This is a genomic window from Microbacterium sp. BLY, from assembly GCF_017939615.1.
Lineage (GTDB): Bacteria > Actinomycetota > Actinomycetes > Actinomycetales > Microbacteriaceae > Microbacterium.
Genome location: NZ_JAGKSR010000001.1, coordinates 122,897 through 142,198, shown reverse-complemented (window position 1 = coordinate 142,198; position 19,302 = coordinate 122,897). Strand labels below are relative to the sequence as shown.

Sequence of the window (19,302 nt, the reverse complement as noted above, 5' to 3'; positions counted from 1 at the left end):
GTGCGACCGAAAGGGGCCGGGGCGCACCGAAAGGGGTGGGTCGACGGAGAGGGCGGGGGATTTGGGGGAGAGGGCGGGGGATTTGGGGGAGAGCGGGGGATTTGGGGGAGAGGTGGGGGTGGGGTAGAGTGGGGGCAACCGAAGACCGCTGGTCATCGTGTGTGCGCAAGCACGCAGGATCGAAGCTCTGCATCGCAGGGGCCCGCGCAGGTGTCACGAACTTCCGAGCTCCGTGCGCTTGCGCCGGAGCTCTTCTCTTTTGCAGGGGGTCGGAGGCCGGCGCCCCACCACCGTGCGGCGCCTCGTACACACCAAGGAGTGACCATGGCGCAGAAGGATGCATCGGTCAACGAGCTCACGAAGTCATTCGAGAACTCGAACGCCGTCCTGCTGACCGAGTACCGCGGTCTGACGGTTGCCCAGCTCAAGCAGCTGCGCAACAGCATCCGTCAGGACGCTGAGTACGCCGTGGTGAAGAACACGCTGACCAAGATCGCCGCCAACAAGGCCGGCATCTCCGCGCTGGACGATGACCTCAAGGGGCCGTCGGCTGTCGCGTTCGTGCACGGTGACTTCGTCGCCACCGCCAAGGCTCTGCGTGACTTCGCCAAGGCCAACCCGCTTCTCGTGATCAAGTCGGGCATCTTCGAGGGCAAGGCCCTCACCGCCGACGAGGTCAACACGTACGCCTCGCTCGAGAGCCGTGAGGTTCTGCTGGCGAAGGCCGCGGGAATGATGAAGGCGACGATGGGCAAGGCTGCCGCCACCATCGACGCGCTTCGCGAAAAGCTGGAGACCGCCGAGGCCGCGTAAGCGTCCGGCGATCTCGTCTACAAACCCCATCTATCTAGGAGATACATCATGGCGAAGCTTTCCACCGAGGAGCTGCTCGAGCAGTTCGCCGGCCTGACCCTCATCGAGCTCAACGAGTTCGTGAAGGCGTTCGAGGAGAAGTTCGAGGTCACCGCTGCTGCCCCCGTCGCCGTCGCCGGTGCCGCTGGCGGCGCAGGCGAGGCCGCGGCCGAGGAGGAGAAGGACTCCTTCGACGTCATCCTTGAGGCTGCCGGCGACAAGAAGATCCAGGTCATCAAGGCTGTCCGCGAGCTCACCTCGCTCGGCCTCGGCGAGGCCAAGGCCGTCGTCGACGGTGCTCCGAAGGCCGTCCTCGAGGGCGCCAACAAGGAGACGGCCGAGAAGGCCAAGGCTGCTCTGGAAGAGGCCGGCGCGACCGTCACCCTCAAGTAATTCCAGCGCACCAGCGCTTCTGCGAAGGCCCCGGGTTCCGCCCGGGGCCTTCGTGCGTCCGGGATCAGCGCGGCGGGGCGGTCGAGCTGCGCACGACGAGCGCCGACGCGGCATCGATCCGCTCCAGCGGGGCGTCCGGGGCGGTCATGCGCCGGGTCAGCAGACGCACCGCCTCCCGCCCCTGCTCCCGCGGCGCCTGTCCGATGGTGGTGAGGGAGAACATCTCGGCATGCTCGTGGTCGTCGATACCGACGACGCTGAGCTCGGTCGGGACGGCGATGCCCAGGCGGCGGGCCGCGATCACCGCTCCGATCGCCGCCTCGTCGCAGACGCCGACGATCGCCGTCGGGCGGTGACGCCGGTCTCCGAGGAGCCCGGCCGCGGCGGTGTATCCGCCGGGCATCGTGGGTGGGGCGCCGGCGATGCGCGCCCGGGGTGCCAGGCCGGCCGCGTGCAGGGCCTCCCGATAGCCGGCCAGGCGGCGGGTGTCGCCGTAGCTCAGATCGGCGTCGTCGGCGGACCCGCCGACGAAGGCGATGTCGGTGTGCCCGAGCTCGATCAGGTGCTCGGTCGCGATCCGCGCGGCGGCGGCATCGTCGATGGACACCGCGCTGGAGCCCCCGCTGTACGGCCCCACGCTCACGAGTGGCCGCCCCGTGCGGTGCAGGCGCTCCAGCTCGCGGGCGCTGGGCTGGATGCCGACGGCGATGATGCCGTCGAAGCGGCGCCCGGGGAGCACGCTCTCGAACAGGCGCTCCCGGGTCTCCGAGCGCTCGGGGACGCCGTACAGCGAGAGGTCGTAGTCGAGGGCGAGGAGCGACTCCTGCACGCCGGCCAGCAGTTCGGAGAAGAACCAGCGATCGACCGGCGGCATCACCAGGCCCACCGTTCCGGTACGCCCCGTGGCCAGGCTCGTGGCGGAGGAGTGGGCGACATAGGCGAGGGCCTGGGCGGCGTCTTCCACCCGCAGCCGGGTTTCCTCCGAGACGTACCCGCGTCCGCTGAGGGCGCGGCTCGCGGTCGCCTTGGACACACCGGCGCGCGTCGCGACGTCGGCGATCGTGCTCATCGTGTCCTCCTCGACCCGGTTCCACGACGGCGAGGACGGAGGCTCGCCGGGAGCCATCGTAGCCGGTTCGCGCCGGGGGAGGAACCGGTTCCAGACGCGCCGATGTGGGAGCGCTCTCACGTTCGTGTGGGCGCCGGGGTCAAAGGGTTGTGATCTTGTAACCTTCCCCAGTTGTACGCCGAGAAGGAACCCGGGTAGGTTGTCCTGGAATCGGTTCCCCAATGGTTGCGGCGATTGCTCTCACCTTTGGGCGGACGGATGATCCACCGAAGAGGAGAAGTACATGGCTTTGTCACAGCGATACCGCCTGCTCGCCCCCATCGCACTCGTCGGCGTCGCGTCTCTGGCGCTCGCCGGCTGCGCCGAGGGTGGAGGCGACGAGGGCGGGGAGACCAAGGACACCGTCCGCATCTCCGGCGGCATCACGGGCGTCGAGGCCGATGACCTCAACGCCTCCTTCGAGCAGTTCACGAAGGACACCGGCATCAAGGTCGAGTACACCGGCGACAAGGGCTTCGAGGGCAACATCGTCACGAAGGTGACCGGCGGCGACGCCCCGGACATCGCGATCGTCCCGCAGCCCGGCCTGCTCAAGACCCTCGTCGACACCGGCAAGGTCCAGCCCGCCACCGACGCCGTCGAGGCCGCGGTCGACGAGAACTGGTCCGAGGACTGGAAGAAGTACGGCACGTTCGACGACACCTTCTACGCGGCGCCGATGCTCGCGAACCTCAAGGGCTACGTCTGGTACTCGCCGAAGCAGTTCGCCGAGTGGGGCGTCGAGGTCCCGGAGACCTGGGACGACATGATCGCCCTCACCGACACCATCGTCGAGAAGACCGGCGGCCCCGCGTGGTGCGCCGGCTTCGCCTCCGAGGCCGCCTCCGGCTGGCCGGGGACGGACTGGGTCGAGGACCTCGTCCTGCGTCAGTCGGGCCCCGAGGTCTACGACCAGTGGGTCGCGGGTGACGTGAAGTTCACCGACCCGGAGATCAAGCAGGCCTTCGACGCCGTGGGCGAGATCCTCCTCAACCCGGAGTACGTCAATGCGGGCTACGGCGACGTGAAGAGCATCAACTCCACCGCGTTCGGCGACGTCGCCAACGCTGTGGCGAAGGGTGACTGCGCGCTGACCCACCAGGCGTCGTTCCTGTCGGCGAACTTCCTCGACACGGAGACCGCGGACGGCAACGTCCCCGAGGTCGCGCCGGACGGCGACGTCTACGCGTTCATCATGCCGGGCGAGACCGCCGGTGAGCTCCAGGTCGAGGGTGGTGGCGAGTTCGTCGCCGCGTTCTCCGACGACGAGGCCACCCAGAAGGTGCTCGAGTTCATGGCATCGCCGGAGTTCGCCGACGCACGCGTCGAGCTCGGTGGTGTGATCTCCGCCAACAAGAACGCCGACCCGAGCCTCGCCTCGAGCGAGTTCCTCCAGGAGGCGATGACCATCATGCAGGACGACGCGACCACCTTCCGATTCGACGCGTCCGACCTGATGCCGTCGACGGTCGGCTCCGGGTCGTTCTGGAAGGGCATGGTCGACTGGATCGACGGCAAGGACACCGAGACGGTGCTCTCCGACATCCAGGCCGGCTACGAGAACTGATCGCCTCCACGCGATCGTCGTAGGCCGAGCGGGGCCGGGCTGCACAGCCCGGCCCCGCTCCACCGATCCGTACCGCCCGGGAACCCAGCTCTACCCAGAAGGGGACGTCCATGTCGCACGCGACCATCGAGAAACCCGTCGAGGCTGATGCTCCGCCGACGACGCACGGCACCGACGCCAAGGGGAGGAACGTCACGCGCACGGTCCTCGCGATCGGCTTCGTGGTCGTCGTCGCTCTCGCGCTGCTCCTCGCGTTCACCGCGCCGACCGAGGAGTCCTCGCGGATCACCATCGGGTTCTCGCTCAACAGCTTCTTCCTGTGGCTCGGCGGCTTGAACCCCCTCGTGCAGATCCCGGCCGTGCTGCTGGTGTTCGGCGTGGTGGTCGCCCTGATCCTCGTCCTCATCGAGTTCGCCCCGCGGGCCGGTCGCGGCTACTTCATCATGCGGTTGGTGGCCTGCCTGGTGATCCCGGTGGTGGCGCTCCTGCTGCTGCGCCCCTATGCGAACGCCGTCGTCTACGTGGTCGCCATCGCGCTGCTCGTCGGCGGACTCCTCTTCTTCGCCGACTTCCGCGCCCGGCAGGGAGCCGGCTACCTGTTCCAGCTCGTGCTGTTCATGGCTCCGGCCTCGATCATGCTGCTGCTGGGCCTGATCTACCCGGCGATCTCGACGATCTTCAAGTCCTTCTTCGACAAGACCGGCGACGAGTTCGTCGGACTCGAGAACTACATCTGGGTCTTCACCAACCCGGTCGGCACCTCGTCGGTGATCAACACGATCATCTGGGCGCTGCTCGCTCCGGTGATCTCGGTGGTCATCGGCCTCGCCTACGCCGTCTTCATCGACCGGGCGCGCGGCGAGAAGTTCCTCAAGGTGCTCGTGTTCATGCCGGTGGCGATCTCGTTCGTCGGCGCCGGCATCATCTGGAAGTTCATGTACGACGCCCGCCAGGGCGACCAGATCGGCCTCCTCAACGCCATCGTCACCGCGTTCGGCGGCGATCCGGTGCAGTGGCTGGCGATCAAGCCGATCCTCAACACGCTCATGCTGCTCATCGTCTTCATCTGGACCCAGACGGGATTCGCGATGGTCATCCTCTCGGCGGCCATCAAGGCGGTCCCGGTGGAGCAGATGGAGGCGGCCGAGCTCGACGGCACGAACGCCTGGCAGCGCTTCCGCAACGTGACCGTGCCCGGCATCCGGTCGTCGCTGATCGTGGTGCTCACGACCATCACGATCGCGTCGCTCAAGGTGTACGACATCGTCGCCGTGATGACCGGTGGCCGGGATGAGACCAGCGTCCTCGGCTTCGAGATGGTCAACCAGCAGCAGCGGTTCCAGAGTTACGGGCACTCGTCGGCGCTCGCCGTCGTGCTGTTCCTGTTCGTGTTGCCGCTCATCGTCTACAACGCCCGATCGATGGCCAAGCAGAGGGAGATCCGCTGATGAGTGCAACGCAGGCCACCGTCGTGGACAACCGCACCAAGCGCCAGGTGGCGCGGGACACACGCCGTAACGAGGCGATCGCCCACAAGAAGCTGACCTCGAAGGGTGCGACGATCGCGGCCGCGGTCATCGCCCTCTTCTGGACCATCCCGACCTTCGGGCTGTTCGTCACCTCGTTCCGCCCGGGAGCGGACACGCAGAACAGCGGATGGTGGACGGTCTTCGCCAACCCCGAGTTCACGTTCGACAACTACGTGCAGGCGTGGAACTCGGGCGGCACGTCGACCACCCTCGCGACCGCCTTCGTGAACTCGCTGGCGATCACGATCCCCGCGACGGTCTTCCCGATCGTCATGGCCTCGCTCGCCGCGTACGCCTTCGCCTGGATCGACTTCAAGGGTCGGAACATGCTGTTCATCTTCGTGTTCGCCCTGCAGATCGTGCCGCTGCAGATGGCGCTCGTGCCGCTGCTGAGCCTGTTCTCGGACGGCCTGACGATCAACGACGTGCCCGTCTTCCCCGGGTTCGGACTGAACGAGGTGCAGTACAGCTTCGCCCGCGTCTGGATCGCGCACGCGATCTTCGCCCTGCCGCTCGCGACGTTCATGCTCCACAACTTCATCTCCGAGATCCCCGGCGAGATCATCGAGGCGGCCCGTGTGGACGGTGCCGGACACGGTCAGGTGTTCTTCCGGATCATCCTGCCGCTGGCCGCTCCCGCGATCGCCTCGTTCGCGATCTTCCAGTTCCTCTGGGTGTGGAACGACCTGCTGGTCGCGACGATCTTCGCCTCGCCCGGCGCCCTGCCGATCACCCAGGCGCTGAACTCCCTGTCCGGGACCTGGGGCAACAAGTGGTTCCTGCAGTCGGCGGGAACGTTCATCTCGATCATCGTCCCGTTGATCGTGTTCTTCGCCCTGCAGCGCTTCTTCGTGCGCGGCCTGCTGGCCGGCGCGACCAAGGGCTGACCCTTCGACGGGCTCAGGGACCGGTGGGTCGCTGAGCCTGTCGAAGCGGCGGTGAAACACGGCCCCGGAGGCGGGACCCCGCGCCGTACCCTGAACAGATGAAGTACGCAGACTCCATCGTCGACCTCGTCGGCGACACGCCCCTGGTGAAGCTCCAGCACGTCACCGAGGGCGTCGCGTGCACGGTGCTCGTGAAGCTCGAGTACCTGAACCCCGGCGGCTCCGCGAAGGACCGCATCGCGACCCGCATCATCGATGCCGCCGAGGCCGCGGGCGACCTCGCGCCGGGCGGGACGATCGTCGAGCCGACCAGCGGCAACACCGGGGTGGGGCTGGCGCTCGTCGCCCAGCAGCGGGGCTACCGCTGCGTCTTCGTGCTCCCGGACAAGGTCGGGGAGGACAAGATCGACGTGCTCCGCGCGTACGGCGCCGAGGTCGTCGTGACCCCGACGTCCGTGCCGGCCGACAGCCCGGAGTCCTACTACAGCGTGAGCGACCGGCTGGCCCGCGAGATCCCGGGGGCTTTCAAGCCGAACCAGTACGAGAACCCGAACGGGCCGCGCAGCCACTACGAGACCACGGGCCCCGAGATCTGGCGCGACACCGACGGCCGCCTCACGCACTTCGTCGCCGGCGTGGGGACGGGCGGCACGATCACCGGCACCGGCCGCTACCTGCGCGAAGTGTCCGATGACGCGGTGCGCATCATCGGGGTCGACCCCGAGGGCAGCGTCTACAGCGGCGGCACCGGCCGTCCGTACCTCGTCGAGGGCGTCGGCGAGGACATCTGGCCGGGCGCCTACGACCCCGCGGTCCCGCATGAGATCGTCGCGGTCGGCGACGCGGAGTCCTTCGCCATGACCCGGCGGCTCGCCCGCGAAGAGGGCATCCTCGTCGGCGGATCCAGCGGCATGGCGGTCGTCGGGGCCCTGCGCGTGGCCCGCGACCTCCCGGCCGACGCCGTCATGGTCGTCCTCCTCCCGGACGGCGGGCGCGGCTACCTGGGCAAGATCTTCAACGACGGATGGATGCGCTCCTACGGCTTCAGCGAGGTGGAGGAGGGGGAGACCGTCGCCGACGTGCTCGCGGCCCGCTCCTCCCGCCACGGCCTCCCGGACCTCGTGCACGCGCACCCCACCGACACCGTGCTCGAGGCGATCGGCATGATGACCGAGTACGAGGTGTCGCAGCTCGTCGTCCTCAGCGCCGAGCCTCCGGTCATGATGGGCGAGGTCGTCGGCACGGTCGACGAGAAGGGGCTGCTCGACCTGCTGTTCCGCGGTGAGGCGGAACCGAGCGATGCCGTCGGTGCGCACGTGGGGGAGCGCCTTCCCCTCATCGGCATCCATGCGCCGGTGGCGCAGGCGCGGGCCGCGCTCGCCGCGGCGGACGCGCTGCTGGTGACCGAGGACGGCAAGCCCCACACGGTGCTCACCCGGCAGGACCTCCTCGCGTACCTCTCGCGGTGACGCGGGACGTAACAGGCCGGCACCGGTCGGAGGCGCCGGTCGTAGGCTGAGGGCATGTCCGACCACGACCACGCCTTCGCCACTCGCGCCATCCACGCCGGACAGGCGCCCGACCCGACCACCGGGGCGATCATCCCCCCGATCTACCAGTCCTCGACGCATGTGCAGGACGGCATCGGCGGGTTCCGCGACGGCTACGAGTACAACCGGGCCGGCAACCCGACGCGCTCCTCGCTGGAGACGCAGCTCGCCGCTCTCGAGGGCGGCGTCGCGGCGCTGTCGTTCGCGTCCGGACTCGCCGCGGAGGACGGGCTCCTGCGGGGGATCCTCCGCCCCGGCGACCACGTGCTGCTCGGCAACGACGTGTACGGGGGCACCTACCGCCTCTTCACCAAGGTGCTCGCGCCGTGGGGCATCGACACCACCACCGTCGAGCTGTCCGACGTCGACGTGATCCGGGCGGCCATCCGCCCGGAGACCCGCATCGTGTGGCTGGAGACGCCGAGCAACCCGCTGCTCAAGATCGTCGACATCGCTCTGATCGCCGAGGTCGCGCACGCGGCCGGCGCCCTCGTCGTCGTGGACAACACGTTCGCATCGCCCGCCCTGCAGCAGCCGCTCGCGCTCGGCGCCGACTTCGTCGTGCACTCCACGACGAAGTACCTCGGCGGCCACTCCGACGTGCTCGGCGGCGCCGTCGTCTTCCGCGACGACCGTTTCGTCGAGGCCGTGAAGTTCCAGCAGTTCGCCGTCGGCGCCGTGTCCGCCCCGCTGGACGCGTGGCTGACGACCCGCGGCATCAAGACGCTCGCCGTCCGGATGCGCCAGCACTCCGAGAACGCGCAGACGATCGCCGAGTGGGCGCAGACCCGCCCGGAGTTCGCCCAGGTGTTCTATCCCGGCCTGGCCACGCACCCCGGCCACGATGTCGCGGCCCGGCAGATGAGCGGATTCGGCGGGATGCTGTCCCTCGGCCTCGCCGCGGGCGGCGACGCCGCCCGCGCCTTCGCCGAGAGCACGAGCCTGTTCCAGCTGGCGGAGTCGCTCGGCGGGGTGGAGTCGCTGATCGGCTACCCGCCGGAGATGACCCACGCGTCGGTCCGCGGGACCGAGCTCGCGGTGCCGGAGAACATCGTCCGGCTGTCCGTCGGCATCGAGGACGTGGCCGACCTCATCGCCGATCTGGAGCAGGGGCTCGCCCGCATCGCGCGCTGACCGGCACGGCGACCGATGATCGTCGGGGCATCCGTCACAATGGGACGATGAACCGACGGATGCTGCTGTGGTCGGGCGTCGCCTGCCTCGTCCTCGCCACCGCCCTCGGCGCTCTCGTCGTCATCGTCCATCCGCAGACGCCCGGGCTCGACCAGTGGTGGAACGACACCATCACCGGCATCCGCGCGGACTGGATGCTGAGCTTCGCGCTCGCGCTGAACTGGGTCGGCGGCGGCTGGGTCGCCATCTTCGGCGTCCCCGTGCTGACCATCGTGATCCTGCTGCTGATGCGGCGATGGCGCGGCGCGCTCTTCGCGGCGCTCTGCTTCCTCGTCAGCGCGGGCGCCGTCCAGCTCCTCAAGAACCTCTTCGGGCGGGCCCGACCCGACGACATGCTCGTGGTGAGCGACTACGGCTCGTTCCCCTCCGGCCACACGGCCAACGCGGCGACGATCGCCCTCGTGCTGTGGGTGCTGTTCCCCCGGGTGTGGGTGGCGATCATCGGGGCCGCGTGGGTGGTCCTCATGGCGCTGTCGCGCACGTTCCTGTCGGTGCACTGGGCGACGGACACGCTCGGTGGTGCGCTGGTCGGCGCGGGCGTCGTGCTCGTGCTCGGCGCGGTGCTCGTCCCGTGGGTGCAGCGCGACCTCGACGCGCCCGCGCGCGCCGATAGGCTGAGCGCACCCTGACCCGTCGAGGAGCATCCGTGTCGCGTATCCGTCCCTACCGTCCGACCGATCGCGCGGCGATGTTCGAGATCTGCCGCAGGACCGCTGACGCCGGGGGAGACGCCACCGGGATGCTGTCGGACGACGAACTCTGGGGTCACCTCTTCGCGGTGCCCTACGTCGAGCGGCACCCCGACCTCGCATGGGTGGTGGAAGCCGATGACGGGCGCGCCATCGGCTACCTCGTCGCGACCGACGACACCGACGCCTTCCTCGCCTGGTTCCGCGACGAGTGGTGGCCGACCCTGCAGGAGCGCTACCCGCGGCCGGCGGACGCGCAGACCCGGGAGGAGAAGCTGATCGAGTACGGCTACACCCGGGCCCCCGGGATCGAGCCGAACGCGGGGGAGTACCCGGCGCACCTGCACATCGATCTGCTGCCGGAGACCCAGGGGCAGGGCCTCGGGCGCGGCCTCATCGAGACGCTGTTCGCCGAGCTGCGTCGACGCGGCGTCCCGGCGCTGCACCTCGGCATGGACCCCGCGAACCACGGCGCGGCCGCCTTCTACGAGCGTCTCGGGATGACGCGGCTGCCCTCCGCGCCCGGCGGTCTGACCTACGGGGTGCGCCTCGACGACTGATCCGTCCCGGAAACGACGAAGACCTCCGCATCGCGGAGGTCTTCGTCGTCTGTGGCGGTGACGGCGGGATTCGAACCCGCGGTTGCTTGCACAACACACGCTTTCCAAGCGTGCTCCTTCGGCCGCTCGGACACGTCACCAGGGAACAACCTGTCCATCCTATCCGATGTGCCGACGGCCGCGTGACAGGGCCCGGACTCGGCCCCGGTCGCCCTCAGATCTGTTATATTGCGGCTCGCTTGAGGCGTATGTATCTTCATACGAAGACGCAGAGGCGTCAGATGGATCGGATTCTCTGGGGGGATCATGGGGGCACGCGCGACGACCGTCCGACACGGCGAGGAGCCGACGGACGACCGAGAACTCCTCGGTCCGCGCGCGCTGCGCGCCTGGATCACCGGGGAGCGCGACGCGCATGCCCGGGTCTTCCTCCTCGAGAGCGCGGCCGGTGCCGGCGCCGTCGCGGCGGTGGCGGACGCCGAGGACGTGCTCCTCCTGCCCGAGGGGAGCGCGTCCGTCGCCGGCCCCGCCCGGATCGCCCGCTACGCCGGCGACCTGGCGGCGCTCGGCGACGAGCTGTTCTTCGGCGAGCGGGGCGTCGAACTCCAGGACTACATCGCCGCCTCGTTCGTCCAGATCGTCGGGCCGACCGCCATGCGGTTCTTCGACGCGTCCAGCTGGCGCGCCTTCCTCGACGATGCGGACCTCGCCCGGCGCACCGGGGTCTTCGCCGCCGCCATGATCGACCCGAGAGTGTTGCTCGCCGACCGGCGGGCGCTCGCGTCGCCCGGAGAGACCGCCGCGCCGAGCGCCCTCCGCATCGACGGGGACGGCCGCGTGCACCTCGGTCTGCAGGGCGGGGTCATCGGCGATGTGGACGATCTCCCCGCCCTCCTCGCACAGGAGCACCCCCGGACGGCGACGCTGGGCGGCATCGCGGCGGCGGGCGACCTCGTGGCCGGCCTCGCACGCCGCGACTGGATGGCGCGCTACCTCGACGCCGCCGATCTCTGCAAGATGCTCCGCCTCTCGAACGGCGCCGCCCGGATCGCGGGCTTCGGATGGTCGTTCCTCGAGGACGGTCTCGCGGACGCGGAGCCGGTGGTCACCGACCCGTTCCTGCTCGACACGGCGGAGGGGCTCCTGCTCGCCGACGTCGGGACGCTCCGACGGCAGTTGCTGACGCCGCCGACCGCCGCCGTGGTGGCGGCGATGCAGACCTCGAGCACCCTCGACCTCGCGGCCGCACGGGTGACGCGGGCCTGCGGCGTGCCCGACTCCCACGCGCGTCGTCTCTGCCATGACGCGCTCGGCGCGCTCGGCGTGCACCTCGGGCGTCCCGCGCGGGCGGCAGACGGAGCGGCGGCGGGCCGGTGAGCGCGCCGCACGCCCTCTGGACCTCGCTGCTGCCCGCGGACACCGTGTTCCCGCCCTCGCGCGTCGCGGTGGCGGCCCGCGGACACCGCATCACCTACGCCGACGGCCGCACCCGTCTCTGCGCGACGAGCGGGCTGTGGAACGTCCCGCTGGGGTTCGGCCACCCCGCGATCACCGAAGCGGTGGCCGGAGCCACCCGCGACGCGTCCTACCTGTCGCTTTTCCGCGCTCCCCACCGGTACGCCGAGGAGGCGGCCGATGCCCTCATCGCGCTCGCCGGCCCGGACCGGTACCGCCGGGTCCTCTTCTCGACCTCGGGCGGCGCGGCCAACGACGCCGCGATGAAGCTCGCGCGGCAGTACTGGGCGCAGGGAGGGTCTGCCCCGCGGTCCCTCATCGTCGGGCTGCGGGGCAGCTATCACGGCACGATGTACGGCAGCCACGTGCTCAGCGGCGACGACCTGGCGCAATCCGTCTACGGGGTCGACCGGAGAGCCGTGCGCCACGTGGCTCCCGACGACGACGGCGACGACCTGGCGCTGCTGCTGGAGCGCGAGGGCGCGCGCGTCGCGGCCGTCGTCGTGGAGCCGGTGCGGGGAAGCGGCGCCCACGCCCTGTCGGACGAGTTCGTCCGACGCCTCCTCGAGTTGCGCGAGCAGCACGGCTTCCTGATCGTGGCCGACGAGGTCGCGACCGGCTTCGGACGGACCGGCACGATGTTCGCCACCGACCGCTGGGCGGCGGCGCCCGACGTCCTCCTCCTCTCCAAAGCCCTGACGAACGGGGCGATGGGGGCGGCGGTCCTGCTCGTCGGCGCGCGCGTCGCGTCGGCGTTCGTGGAGGGCGGCTGGACCTTCGTGCACGGCGAGACGCAGGCGGGCACGCCCGCATGCGCGGCCGCCGTCCTCGCCGTCATCGACGAGCTCCGCCGCATGGACGTCGAGGCCACCACGCAGGCGCTCGGACTCGAGCTGCACCGCCTCGCGACCGCCTGGAAGGACGACGGGATCGTCTCCGGGATCACGGGCCGCGGGTGCTTCCTCGGCCTCGGCCTCCGGCACCCGGACGGTCGTGCGCTCTCCGGCCCCGACGTCCAGGACGTCGTGTCCGCCGTCGCCGACCACGGCGTCATCGTCCATCCCGGCCCCAGCGCCTTCGAACTGATCCCCGCGTACGGCTTCACCGCCGGCGAGCTGGCGGAGACGGACCGGGCGGTCCGGGCCGGGCTGGCCCAGGTGCGGGAGGCGAGCGCATGACCGCGCGGTTCACGGCCCGGGTGCCGACGCTGTGGCATGGCGCGGACGCGACGGCGACGACGCGGGGACTGGTCGCGGGGCGCGACGCTCTCGTGGTCGCGGATGCGGCTGTCGCGTCCCCCCTCGCGGACGGGCCCTCGTCGCGGACGATGAGGCTGGCCGCGCCCGCGGTGAACGAGATCGGGGTCATGCTCATCGCCGAACAGCTCGTCCGTCGACGGCCCGACGTCATCGTGGCCGTCGGCGGAGGCAGCATCATCGATGCGAGCAAGATCGCGGCCCTCGCGCTCGGGCCGGGACGGCTCTTCGAGTACGCGCTCGGCAACGCGGCGACGTCCGGCCTCACCGTCCTCCCCGACACGCCTCCGCCCGTCGACATCGTCGCCGTGCCGACGACGCTCGGCACCTCGTCCGAGACCAACAGCGTCGCCATCCTCCGGCATCAGGGCGGCCACCGTCTCCTCCTGGGCCGTGCCCTGCGCCCGCGCCACGCCGTCCTCGATCCCGCGCAGTTCGCCACCCTCCGTCCGGCGGCCGTGCGAGAAGGGGCCCTGGAGGCGCTCCTCCGGCTGGCCGGCGCGTCGACGGGGCTGCGGCGCAGTGCGCGAGCGGATCATGACGCCCGCGCCCTCGGCCGGGCTCTCCTCGAAACAGTAGATCGCGGGGCGCCCTCTCCGGCGCAACGCCTCCGGCTCGCCCGTCTCGGTGCCGCCACGCAGCGCACCGCCGCACTCCGCGGACCCGACCCCTACAGCGCCCGGCACTGGTACCTCGCGAACGAGGTCGCCTTCCACCTCAGCGTGCGAAAGATGGCGGCGACCGCGGCGGTCATCGCCGCCGTGTGGCGACGGATCGGCGGCGGTGACGCCCGGTTGGGCGACCGGGAGAGGCTCCAGCATTTCTGGACGAGCGTCGTCGAACCGACCACCCTGCCCCGTGACCCTGCCCTCGGCATCACGGCGCTCGTCGACCGCTGGGGGATCCCCACACCGCCGCGCCCGAGCGCCGCGCAGATCGCCGGGATCGCGGCCGCGGCCGTGGCGTCCTGGGGAGGGCACCGCCCGATGCTGCACGGCCTCGGCGAGGAGGACATCCGCGCGGTGCTCCGCGACTCCCGCTGGAGCGCCCCCGCGACGAGCGACGCGAAGGAGGTGATGTGAATGAACGAGAGCACGGAGATGACCATCCGGTTCCAGGAGCTGGACGCGATGGAGGCCCCCAGCTGGGACAGCTTCTACCAGGGCGTGATCGGTGCGCTGGTGCTGATCGGCATCGGCGCCGCCGCTGCCACGTGACCCGCGTTGACCGGACCGATCGACCGCAGGAAGGAGGGACGCATGACAGCCGCAACGCCGACACTCGAGTTCACCGAGCTCGACGCCATGGACGCGCTGACCGACACCGATGACTACATTCGCGGATTCGCCGTGGGCGTGATCATCGGAATTCTCGCCCTGACCTAGGAGGTGCACCATGCCGACCACGGCGCTGGAGTTCATCGAACTCGAACAGATCGACACCCCGCTCGAGTGGTGGGAGCACGCGAGCTACATCATCGCGATCATCGGCGGAGCCGCCGCCATCGCGACCTGACCGAGGGTGCGGGCGGAGCAACCCGCCCGCACCCACCTCCCCCCACCAGCCACCCGAGGAGAGGCAAGGCACGGATGACCACCCTGATCACCACGACCGTGGCGGCACGGCTCGCCCTCGTGGGCGCCACCGCGCGTGCGCACGACCTGTACTCCGCTGCGGGTGTCGACTTCTACGAGCGGCTCGTCGGCCCTGATCGGGCGGAGGTCCGCGAGATCCTCGCACTCGCGAGGGACACCCCCGGTGCCGTCCTCGACGTCGCCGCCGGGAGCGGGCGCCTGACGATCCCTCTGGTGCGCTCCGGTCATCCCGTGACGGCGATCGACCTCTCGACGGACATGCTCGCGCATCTCCGTCGCGGGCTCCCGGACGAGGCGGCGGTCGAGACCGTCGTGACCGACATGCGCGACTTCACGCTGACCCGGCGCTTCGGCCTCGTGATCCTCGGCGCCACGTCCATCACGCTGCTCGACGACGCGGGACGCGCCCGGCTCTACGCCAGCGTGCGACGGCACCTCGCGGCGGACGGCCTCTTCGCCCTCACCGTCGCGGGCGGCGCATCGGCCGACAGCCTCGCGGTCGCGACGGACCGGACGATCGCGGTCCCCGGTGCCGCGGGTGACGAGCCGTACCTCTTCTCCCAGCAGATCGAGGAGGCCGGTACCGTGCGCGTCGTCAACTGGGTGCGCCTCGCGGACATCACCCCCGGGGCGGAGGTGCCGGTGCTGACGAGCCGTCTCCACGTGCTGAGCCCCGAGCTCCTCGCCGAGGAGCTCGTCGCGGCCGGGTTCGCGGTGCCGCACGTCGCGCCCGTGCGGACCCCTCCCGGCGTGGACATCCTCCTCCTCACGACCTCGCTCTCCCGCCACGAGGGAGAGAGGCGATGACGACCGCGCGTCCTCGCGCCGCGCGGCGTCCGTCCCTCCGCTCACGGCCCGCGCTCACCGCGGACTCGTGCCCCACCCTCGCACCCGGGGTCGCGTTCGAGGAGGCCGGCGGCGCGTGGCTCGCGACGATCCACGGCGTCCCCTCGTCCCGGCTGTCGCGGACGGTCGTCGACCTGCTGACCGCAATGGACGGCCGCACCCCGCTGCAGGCGCTGCACGGGCGCTTCGCCCCGGCCGAACCCGCCGAGGGCTTCCTGCGGCTGATCGAGCGGTTCCGCGACAACGGTCTCCTCGCGGGGGACGCCCGGCGACAGCCCGGGCGGCTGACCTACCGGCCGCCGTTCACGGTCCAGGTCGCGACCCTGCGCGCCGCCGCGCTCTTCGCGCGACTCGATCGCGCGATCATCCCCGTCCCGCGCCGCGTGCTGCGAGTGGGCGTCGGGGCGGTGCTCGGCGCCGGAATGCTCGCCGCGGCCGTCCAGGCGGACGAGCTGCGCAGCGCGCTCAGCCGTCCCGTGCCCCTCCTCGGCCTGCTGGTCGTCCTGGTCGCCCTGGCGCTCACGACCTTGCTGCACGAGGCCGCGCACGGTCTGACACTCACGCGCCTCGGAGGGCGACCGCGCCGCGCCGGCGTCATGCTCTTCTACCTCACGCCCGCCTTCTTCGTCGACGTCACGGACGGCTGGCGGCTCGCCGACCGCCGGCACCGTGTGGCGGTCGCCCTCGCCGGACCCGCCGTGCACGGCGTCGTCGCCGCGCTCGCGCTGCTGGCCGCGCTCGCCGTGCCGCGCTCGCCGACGAGGGAGACACTGCAGATCCTCGCCCTCGCCTGCCTGGTCGTCGTCCTCGTCAACCTGATCCCGTTCGTGCGCTTCGACGGGTACCTCGCGCTGATGAGCGCTCTCGACGAGCCGAATCTGCGGGGGAGGGCGATCCGCGACGGGGCGAACGCCCTCAGTCGCGTGCTGTTCGGCGGGGCGCGGACACCGCGCAGCCTGAACCGGTGGTGGAGTGCCCCCTTCGGGCTCGCCAGCCTGGTCACCCCCGTGGTGCTCGTCCTGCTGGCCGTGACCCGCGCCGCACAGGCGCTGTCCGCCGGCGGACCGGGGGCCGGGCTGTTCGTCGTCGCGATGGAGGCCACGGTCGCGGCTGTCGGGGTCGTGCTGTTGGGGCGCGCGCTGGTCCGCGTGGTCCGCGCCGGTGCCTCCCGGATCCGCGTCCTCACCGTGACGGTCGTCCTCGCCACGTCACTCGCGGTCGCGGGGAGTCTGATCCCCGTGCCGCTGACCGCGACGCTCGGCTTCTCCGTCGAGGGCGGGCGCGTGGTCCTCGTGCGGGCGGAGGGCGACGGCGGCGCGGCGATCCCGGACGGCGCCCCCGTCATCCTGCAGACGCGGGGACTGCTCGGAACGGAGCAGCGCGGCGAGGGGACCGTGCGCGCGCGCCCGGTCGCCGGGGCCGCGGTGCCGGTGGAGGCGCTCTTCCCGGTGCGGGTCACCGGAGCCATGGTTCCCGCGGAGATCGTCGCGGACGTGGAGGTGACGGGGGGTGCGGGCGCTCTGCCGCCGGCCGGTCAGGCGCGCGTCGCGCTCGGGGAGAGCCCCCTGTGGGCGGCGCTCTGGCGGATGGCGATCGTGTCGCCGCTGTCGGGGTTCGGGAACGAGGAGGAGAGAGGATGACCATGAACCACCACGCCATCGAGGTGCGGGGTCTGACCAAGAGGTTCGGCGACCGGACGGCCGTCGAGGATCTCTCGTTCGCGGTCCCGCGCGGAGCCATCGTCGGGCTGCTCGGTCCGAACGGCGCGGGGAAGTCGACGACGCTGCGGGCGATCGTCGGCCTGGTCCGACCGACGAGCGGGCACGCCGTCATCGACGGGGCGCCGTTCGCGGCGCTCGCCGACCCGGCGGCCCACGTCGGCGTGCACATGGACGGGTTCGGGTTCGAGGCGGGCATCACGGCGCGACGGCACCTGGAGATCTGCCGGCTCGCGGTCGGGGCGCCGCGCGCCCGGGTCGACGCGGTGCTCGACGAGGTCGGGCTCTCCGCCGATACGGGGCGTCGCGTCAAGACGTTCTCGACCGGCATGGCGCAGCGCCTCGGGCTCGCGGCCGCGCTGATCGGCTCGCCGCGGACGCTCATCCTCGACGAGCCGGCGAACGGGCTGGACCCCGACGGCATCCGCTGGCTCCGCCGCTTCCTCCGAGGCTTCGCCGAGCGCGGCGGGACGGTGCTGGTCTCCAGCCACCAGCTGCCCGAGCTGGAGCAGGTCGTCGACGAGGTCGTGGTCATCAAGCGGCGGGCCCTCTTCGCCGGCCGGTTGGCGGACCTCGTCACCGGAGGGGGCGACTCGCTCGAGAGCCGGTACTTCGACCTCGTCGCGGGAGCGTCGGCGTGAGCGGTGCGATCCGCAGCGAGCTGCTGCGCGCGGTCAGCGGCCTCTCCGTCTTCGCCGTGTATCTCGTGGCGGTGCTCATGCCCGCCTTCGTGCTCTTCTCCGACGGGTCGCGCTTCGCCCTCGACGGTCTCGACTCCGAAGTGGCGACGACGCGGCTGCTGGAGCCCCTCGCCTGGACGGTCATCTCGGCGGCCTTCGTCGGCGCCTATCCGGTGACCCGCGAGTACTACTACGGCTCGCTGGATCGGACGCTGACGACGGTCGGGTTCCGCAGAGCGTTCGGCGGCAAGCTGCTCGCCGGGGTCGTGGTCGCCGTCGGGCTCGTGCTGGCGATCTTCGTGCTCTGGACCATCGGGGTCGCCGTCTTCCTGTCCGGCAACGGCCTCGCGCTCGTGCTCGCCCCGGAGGCCTGGCGGCTGTACACCGGGACGCTGGTCGGCGTCGTCCTCGGGGCCCTCATCGGCGGGGCGATCGGCTGGATCACCCGCAACTACTACGCCACGGCGATCATCGTGCTCGTCATCCCGATGGCGTTGGAGTTCGCGCTCTTGCGCACGGCCCCCGAGATCGCGAAGTTCTCGCCCGGCCTGGTGCTCGCGGCCCTGGGGGTGCCCGGCTATCAGGATCGACTGCTCGCGTTCGTCCCCGCTCTCGCCATCGCGTTGGTGTGGACGATCACGCTCGTCGCGGTGGCCGCCGTCCGAGGCCGCCGGAGCGGGGCGTGATCGGCAGGGCCCTGCGCGCGCAGGCCCGCGTCGCCAGGGGCGACGTGGTGCTGCTGGGCCTGGCCGTGGCGGCGGTCGCGCTGTCCGCGACGCTCGCCACGAGCGTCCCGGCGGAACTCGCCGCGGCACCGCCGGATGTGCGCCGGGAGCTCGCCGCCCCCTTCGACGCGGTGCTCGCGACCTATGCGGGCATGCTCGCGGCCGTCTACGGCTCCTTCCGCTACACGATCGACCAGCGGGACGGCATCATCGCCCAGCGTCTGATGCTGCAGTCCCGGTGGGCGACGCTCGCCGTGCGGGTGCCTGCGTCGGCCGTCGGGGGAGCGGTGGTCGCGCTCGCCGCCGTCGGCGGGGGACGGTCGGCGCTGGCCCTCGCGATGGGCGGCATCCCGGTGGTCCCCTCCGCCGTGGTCGCGACCCTCGCGCTCGGCGCCGCGGCCGCCCTCTGGGGGCTGGGGCTCGGGATCATCATCCGGGCGCACCTCGCGGCGCTCTTCCTCGTGGCCCTGTCGATGGGGGTGGCGGTGGTGCTGGCGGCGATCGCGAGCCCGGTCGCCGTGTTCCTCCCGTTGCTCGCCGGGCTGCAGGCGTTCGGGTTCGACGTGACCGCCGTCGGGGTCGCGCCCGGTGCCGGGCTCGCGCAGGGTGTCGCGGGAATGATCGCCGGCGGCTGGCTCCTCCTCGCCCTCGGCGCCGGGGGTGCGCTCTTCCTCCGTCGCGATGTGACCTCGGGGTGA

The 19,302-nt window shown here is 71.3% G+C and carries 21 protein-coding genes and 1 tRNA gene; 20 read left to right on the top strand and 2 right to left on the bottom strand.

All coding sequences use genetic code 11. The annotated features are described in order from the left end of the window. Positions 1-324 precede the first annotated feature (324 nt). Both rplJ and rplL read left to right on the top strand, forming a co-directional pair. Positions 325-813 carry a 50S ribosomal protein L10 gene (gene rplJ / locus KAF39_RS00730; RefSeq protein ID WP_025104226.1) on the top strand — a complete coding sequence of 163 codons (489 nt, stop codon included), beginning with the start codon at positions 325-327 and terminating at the stop codon, positions 811-813. Positions 814-861: 48 nt separating this feature from the next. Beyond that, positions 862-1,245: a 50S ribosomal protein L7/L12 gene (rplL, locus tag KAF39_RS00725; protein ID WP_025104227.1), complete on the top strand. Its 384-nt coding sequence runs from the start codon at positions 862-864 to the stop codon at positions 1,243-1,245. Between the two features lie 64 nt (positions 1,246-1,309). Here rplL and KAF39_RS00720 read toward each other — a convergent pair whose 3' ends face one another. Further along, complete coding sequence (locus KAF39_RS00720) at positions 1,310-2,314, bottom strand: LacI family DNA-binding transcriptional regulator (RefSeq protein WP_210675525.1); 1,005 nt, start codon at positions 2,312-2,314, stop codon at positions 1,310-1,312. 283 nt (positions 2,315-2,597) lie between these two features. Between KAF39_RS00720 and KAF39_RS00715 the strand changes: the two genes are divergently transcribed. The 7 genes from KAF39_RS00715 to KAF39_RS00685 all read left to right on the top strand — a co-directional run bounded on the left by KAF39_RS00715 (position 2,598) and on the right by KAF39_RS00685 (position 10,329). After that, complete coding sequence (locus tag KAF39_RS00715) at positions 2,598-3,920, top strand: ABC transporter substrate-binding protein (protein WP_210675524.1); 1,323 nt, start codon at positions 2,598-2,600, stop codon at positions 3,918-3,920. 110 nt (positions 3,921-4,030) lie between these two features. Further along, complete coding sequence (locus KAF39_RS00710) at positions 4,031-5,368, top strand: carbohydrate ABC transporter permease (RefSeq protein WP_210675523.1); 1,338 nt, start codon at positions 4,031-4,033, stop codon at positions 5,366-5,368. Further along, a complete protein-coding gene (locus tag KAF39_RS00705; protein WP_210675522.1) occupies positions 5,368-6,336 on the top strand; it encodes a carbohydrate ABC transporter permease in 969 nt (322 codons plus the stop codon). Before KAF39_RS00710 ends, KAF39_RS00705 begins: the two co-directional genes overlap by 1 nt. A gap of 98 nt (positions 6,337-6,434) precedes the next feature. Then, complete coding sequence (locus KAF39_RS00700; protein WP_210675521.1) at positions 6,435-7,805, top strand: cystathionine beta-synthase; 1,371 nt, start codon at positions 6,435-6,437, stop codon at positions 7,803-7,805. A 54-nt stretch (positions 7,806-7,859) separates the two neighbouring features. Further along, positions 7,860-9,020: a cystathionine gamma-synthase gene (locus KAF39_RS00695; protein WP_210675520.1), complete on the top strand. Its 1,161-nt coding sequence runs from the start codon at positions 7,860-7,862 to the stop codon at positions 9,018-9,020. Positions 9,021-9,067: 47 nt separating this feature from the next. Beyond that, positions 9,068-9,709 (top strand): phosphatase PAP2 family protein, encoded by a 642-nt coding sequence (locus KAF39_RS00690; protein ID WP_246878195.1) that lies wholly within the window; start codon positions 9,068-9,070, stop codon positions 9,707-9,709. 17 nt (positions 9,710-9,726) lie between these two features. Beyond that, positions 9,727-10,329: a GNAT family N-acetyltransferase gene (locus KAF39_RS00685; RefSeq protein WP_210675519.1), complete on the top strand. Its 603-nt coding sequence runs from the start codon at positions 9,727-9,729 to the stop codon at positions 10,327-10,329. 52 nt (positions 10,330-10,381) lie between these two features. Here KAF39_RS00685 and KAF39_RS00680 read toward each other — a convergent pair. After that, positions 10,382-10,469: transfer RNA gene (locus tag KAF39_RS00680), tRNA-Ser, on the bottom strand. A 166-nt stretch (positions 10,470-10,635) separates the two neighbouring features. Between KAF39_RS00680 and mpaB the strand changes: the two genes are divergently transcribed. The 11 genes from mpaB (at position 10,636) to KAF39_RS00640 (ending at position 19,302) form a co-directional block, all read left to right on the top strand. Beyond that, on the top strand, positions 10,636-11,706 hold the full coding sequence (mpaB, locus tag KAF39_RS00675; protein WP_210675518.1) for a daptide biosynthesis RiPP recognition protein: 1,071 nt from the start codon (positions 10,636-10,638) through the stop codon (positions 11,704-11,706). Beyond that, positions 11,703-12,962 carry a daptide-type RiPP biosynthesis aminotransferase gene (gene mpaD / locus KAF39_RS00670; RefSeq protein WP_210675517.1) on the top strand — a complete coding sequence of 420 codons (1,260 nt, stop codon included), beginning with the start codon at positions 11,703-11,705 and terminating at the stop codon, positions 12,960-12,962. Before mpaB ends, mpaD begins: the two co-directional genes overlap by 4 nt. Beyond that, positions 12,959-14,122: a daptide-type RiPP biosynthesis dehydogenase gene (mpaC, locus tag KAF39_RS00665; RefSeq protein ID WP_210675516.1), complete on the top strand. Its 1,164-nt coding sequence runs from the start codon at positions 12,959-12,961 to the stop codon at positions 14,120-14,122. The genes mpaD and mpaC overlap by 4 nt, the downstream gene beginning before the upstream one ends. Beyond that, complete coding sequence (gene mpaA1, locus KAF39_RS16080) at positions 14,123-14,257, top strand: MpaA1 family daptide-type RiPP (protein ID WP_282595481.1); 135 nt, start codon at positions 14,123-14,125, stop codon at positions 14,255-14,257. 42 nt (positions 14,258-14,299) lie between these two features. Continuing rightward, positions 14,300-14,425, top strand: coding sequence for an MpaA2 family daptide-type RiPP (gene mpaA2, locus KAF39_RS16075; protein WP_282595480.1), 126 nt, complete (start codon positions 14,300-14,302; stop codon positions 14,423-14,425). 10 nt (positions 14,426-14,435) lie between these two features. Continuing rightward, positions 14,436-14,555 carry an MpaA3 family daptide-type RiPP gene (gene mpaA3 / locus KAF39_RS16200; protein ID WP_307804993.1) on the top strand — a complete coding sequence of 40 codons (120 nt, stop codon included), beginning with the start codon at positions 14,436-14,438 and terminating at the stop codon, positions 14,553-14,555. Positions 14,556-14,629: 74 nt separating this feature from the next. Then, on the top strand, positions 14,630-15,442 hold the full coding sequence (gene mpaM / locus KAF39_RS00660; RefSeq protein WP_210675515.1) for a daptide-type RiPP biosynthesis methyltransferase: 813 nt from the start codon (positions 14,630-14,632) through the stop codon (positions 15,440-15,442). Then, positions 15,439-17,121: a daptide biosynthesis intramembrane metalloprotease gene (gene mpaP / locus KAF39_RS00655; protein ID WP_210675514.1), complete on the top strand. Its 1,683-nt coding sequence runs from the start codon at positions 15,439-15,441 to the stop codon at positions 17,119-17,121. The genes mpaM and mpaP overlap by 4 nt, the downstream gene beginning before the upstream one ends. Then, on the top strand, positions 17,118-17,840 hold the full coding sequence (locus KAF39_RS00650; protein ID WP_210675513.1) for an ATP-binding cassette domain-containing protein: 723 nt from the start codon (positions 17,118-17,120) through the stop codon (positions 17,838-17,840). Before mpaP ends, KAF39_RS00650 begins: the two co-directional genes overlap by 4 nt. Further along, positions 17,837-18,565: an ABC transporter permease gene (locus tag KAF39_RS00645; RefSeq protein WP_210675512.1), complete on the top strand. Its 729-nt coding sequence runs from the start codon at positions 17,837-17,839 to the stop codon at positions 18,563-18,565. Before KAF39_RS00650 ends, KAF39_RS00645 begins: the two co-directional genes overlap by 4 nt. Further along, positions 18,562-19,302 carry a hypothetical protein gene (locus tag KAF39_RS00640; RefSeq protein WP_210675511.1) on the top strand — a complete coding sequence of 247 codons (741 nt, stop codon included), beginning with the start codon at positions 18,562-18,564 and terminating at the stop codon, positions 19,300-19,302. The genes KAF39_RS00645 and KAF39_RS00640 overlap by 4 nt, the downstream gene beginning before the upstream one ends.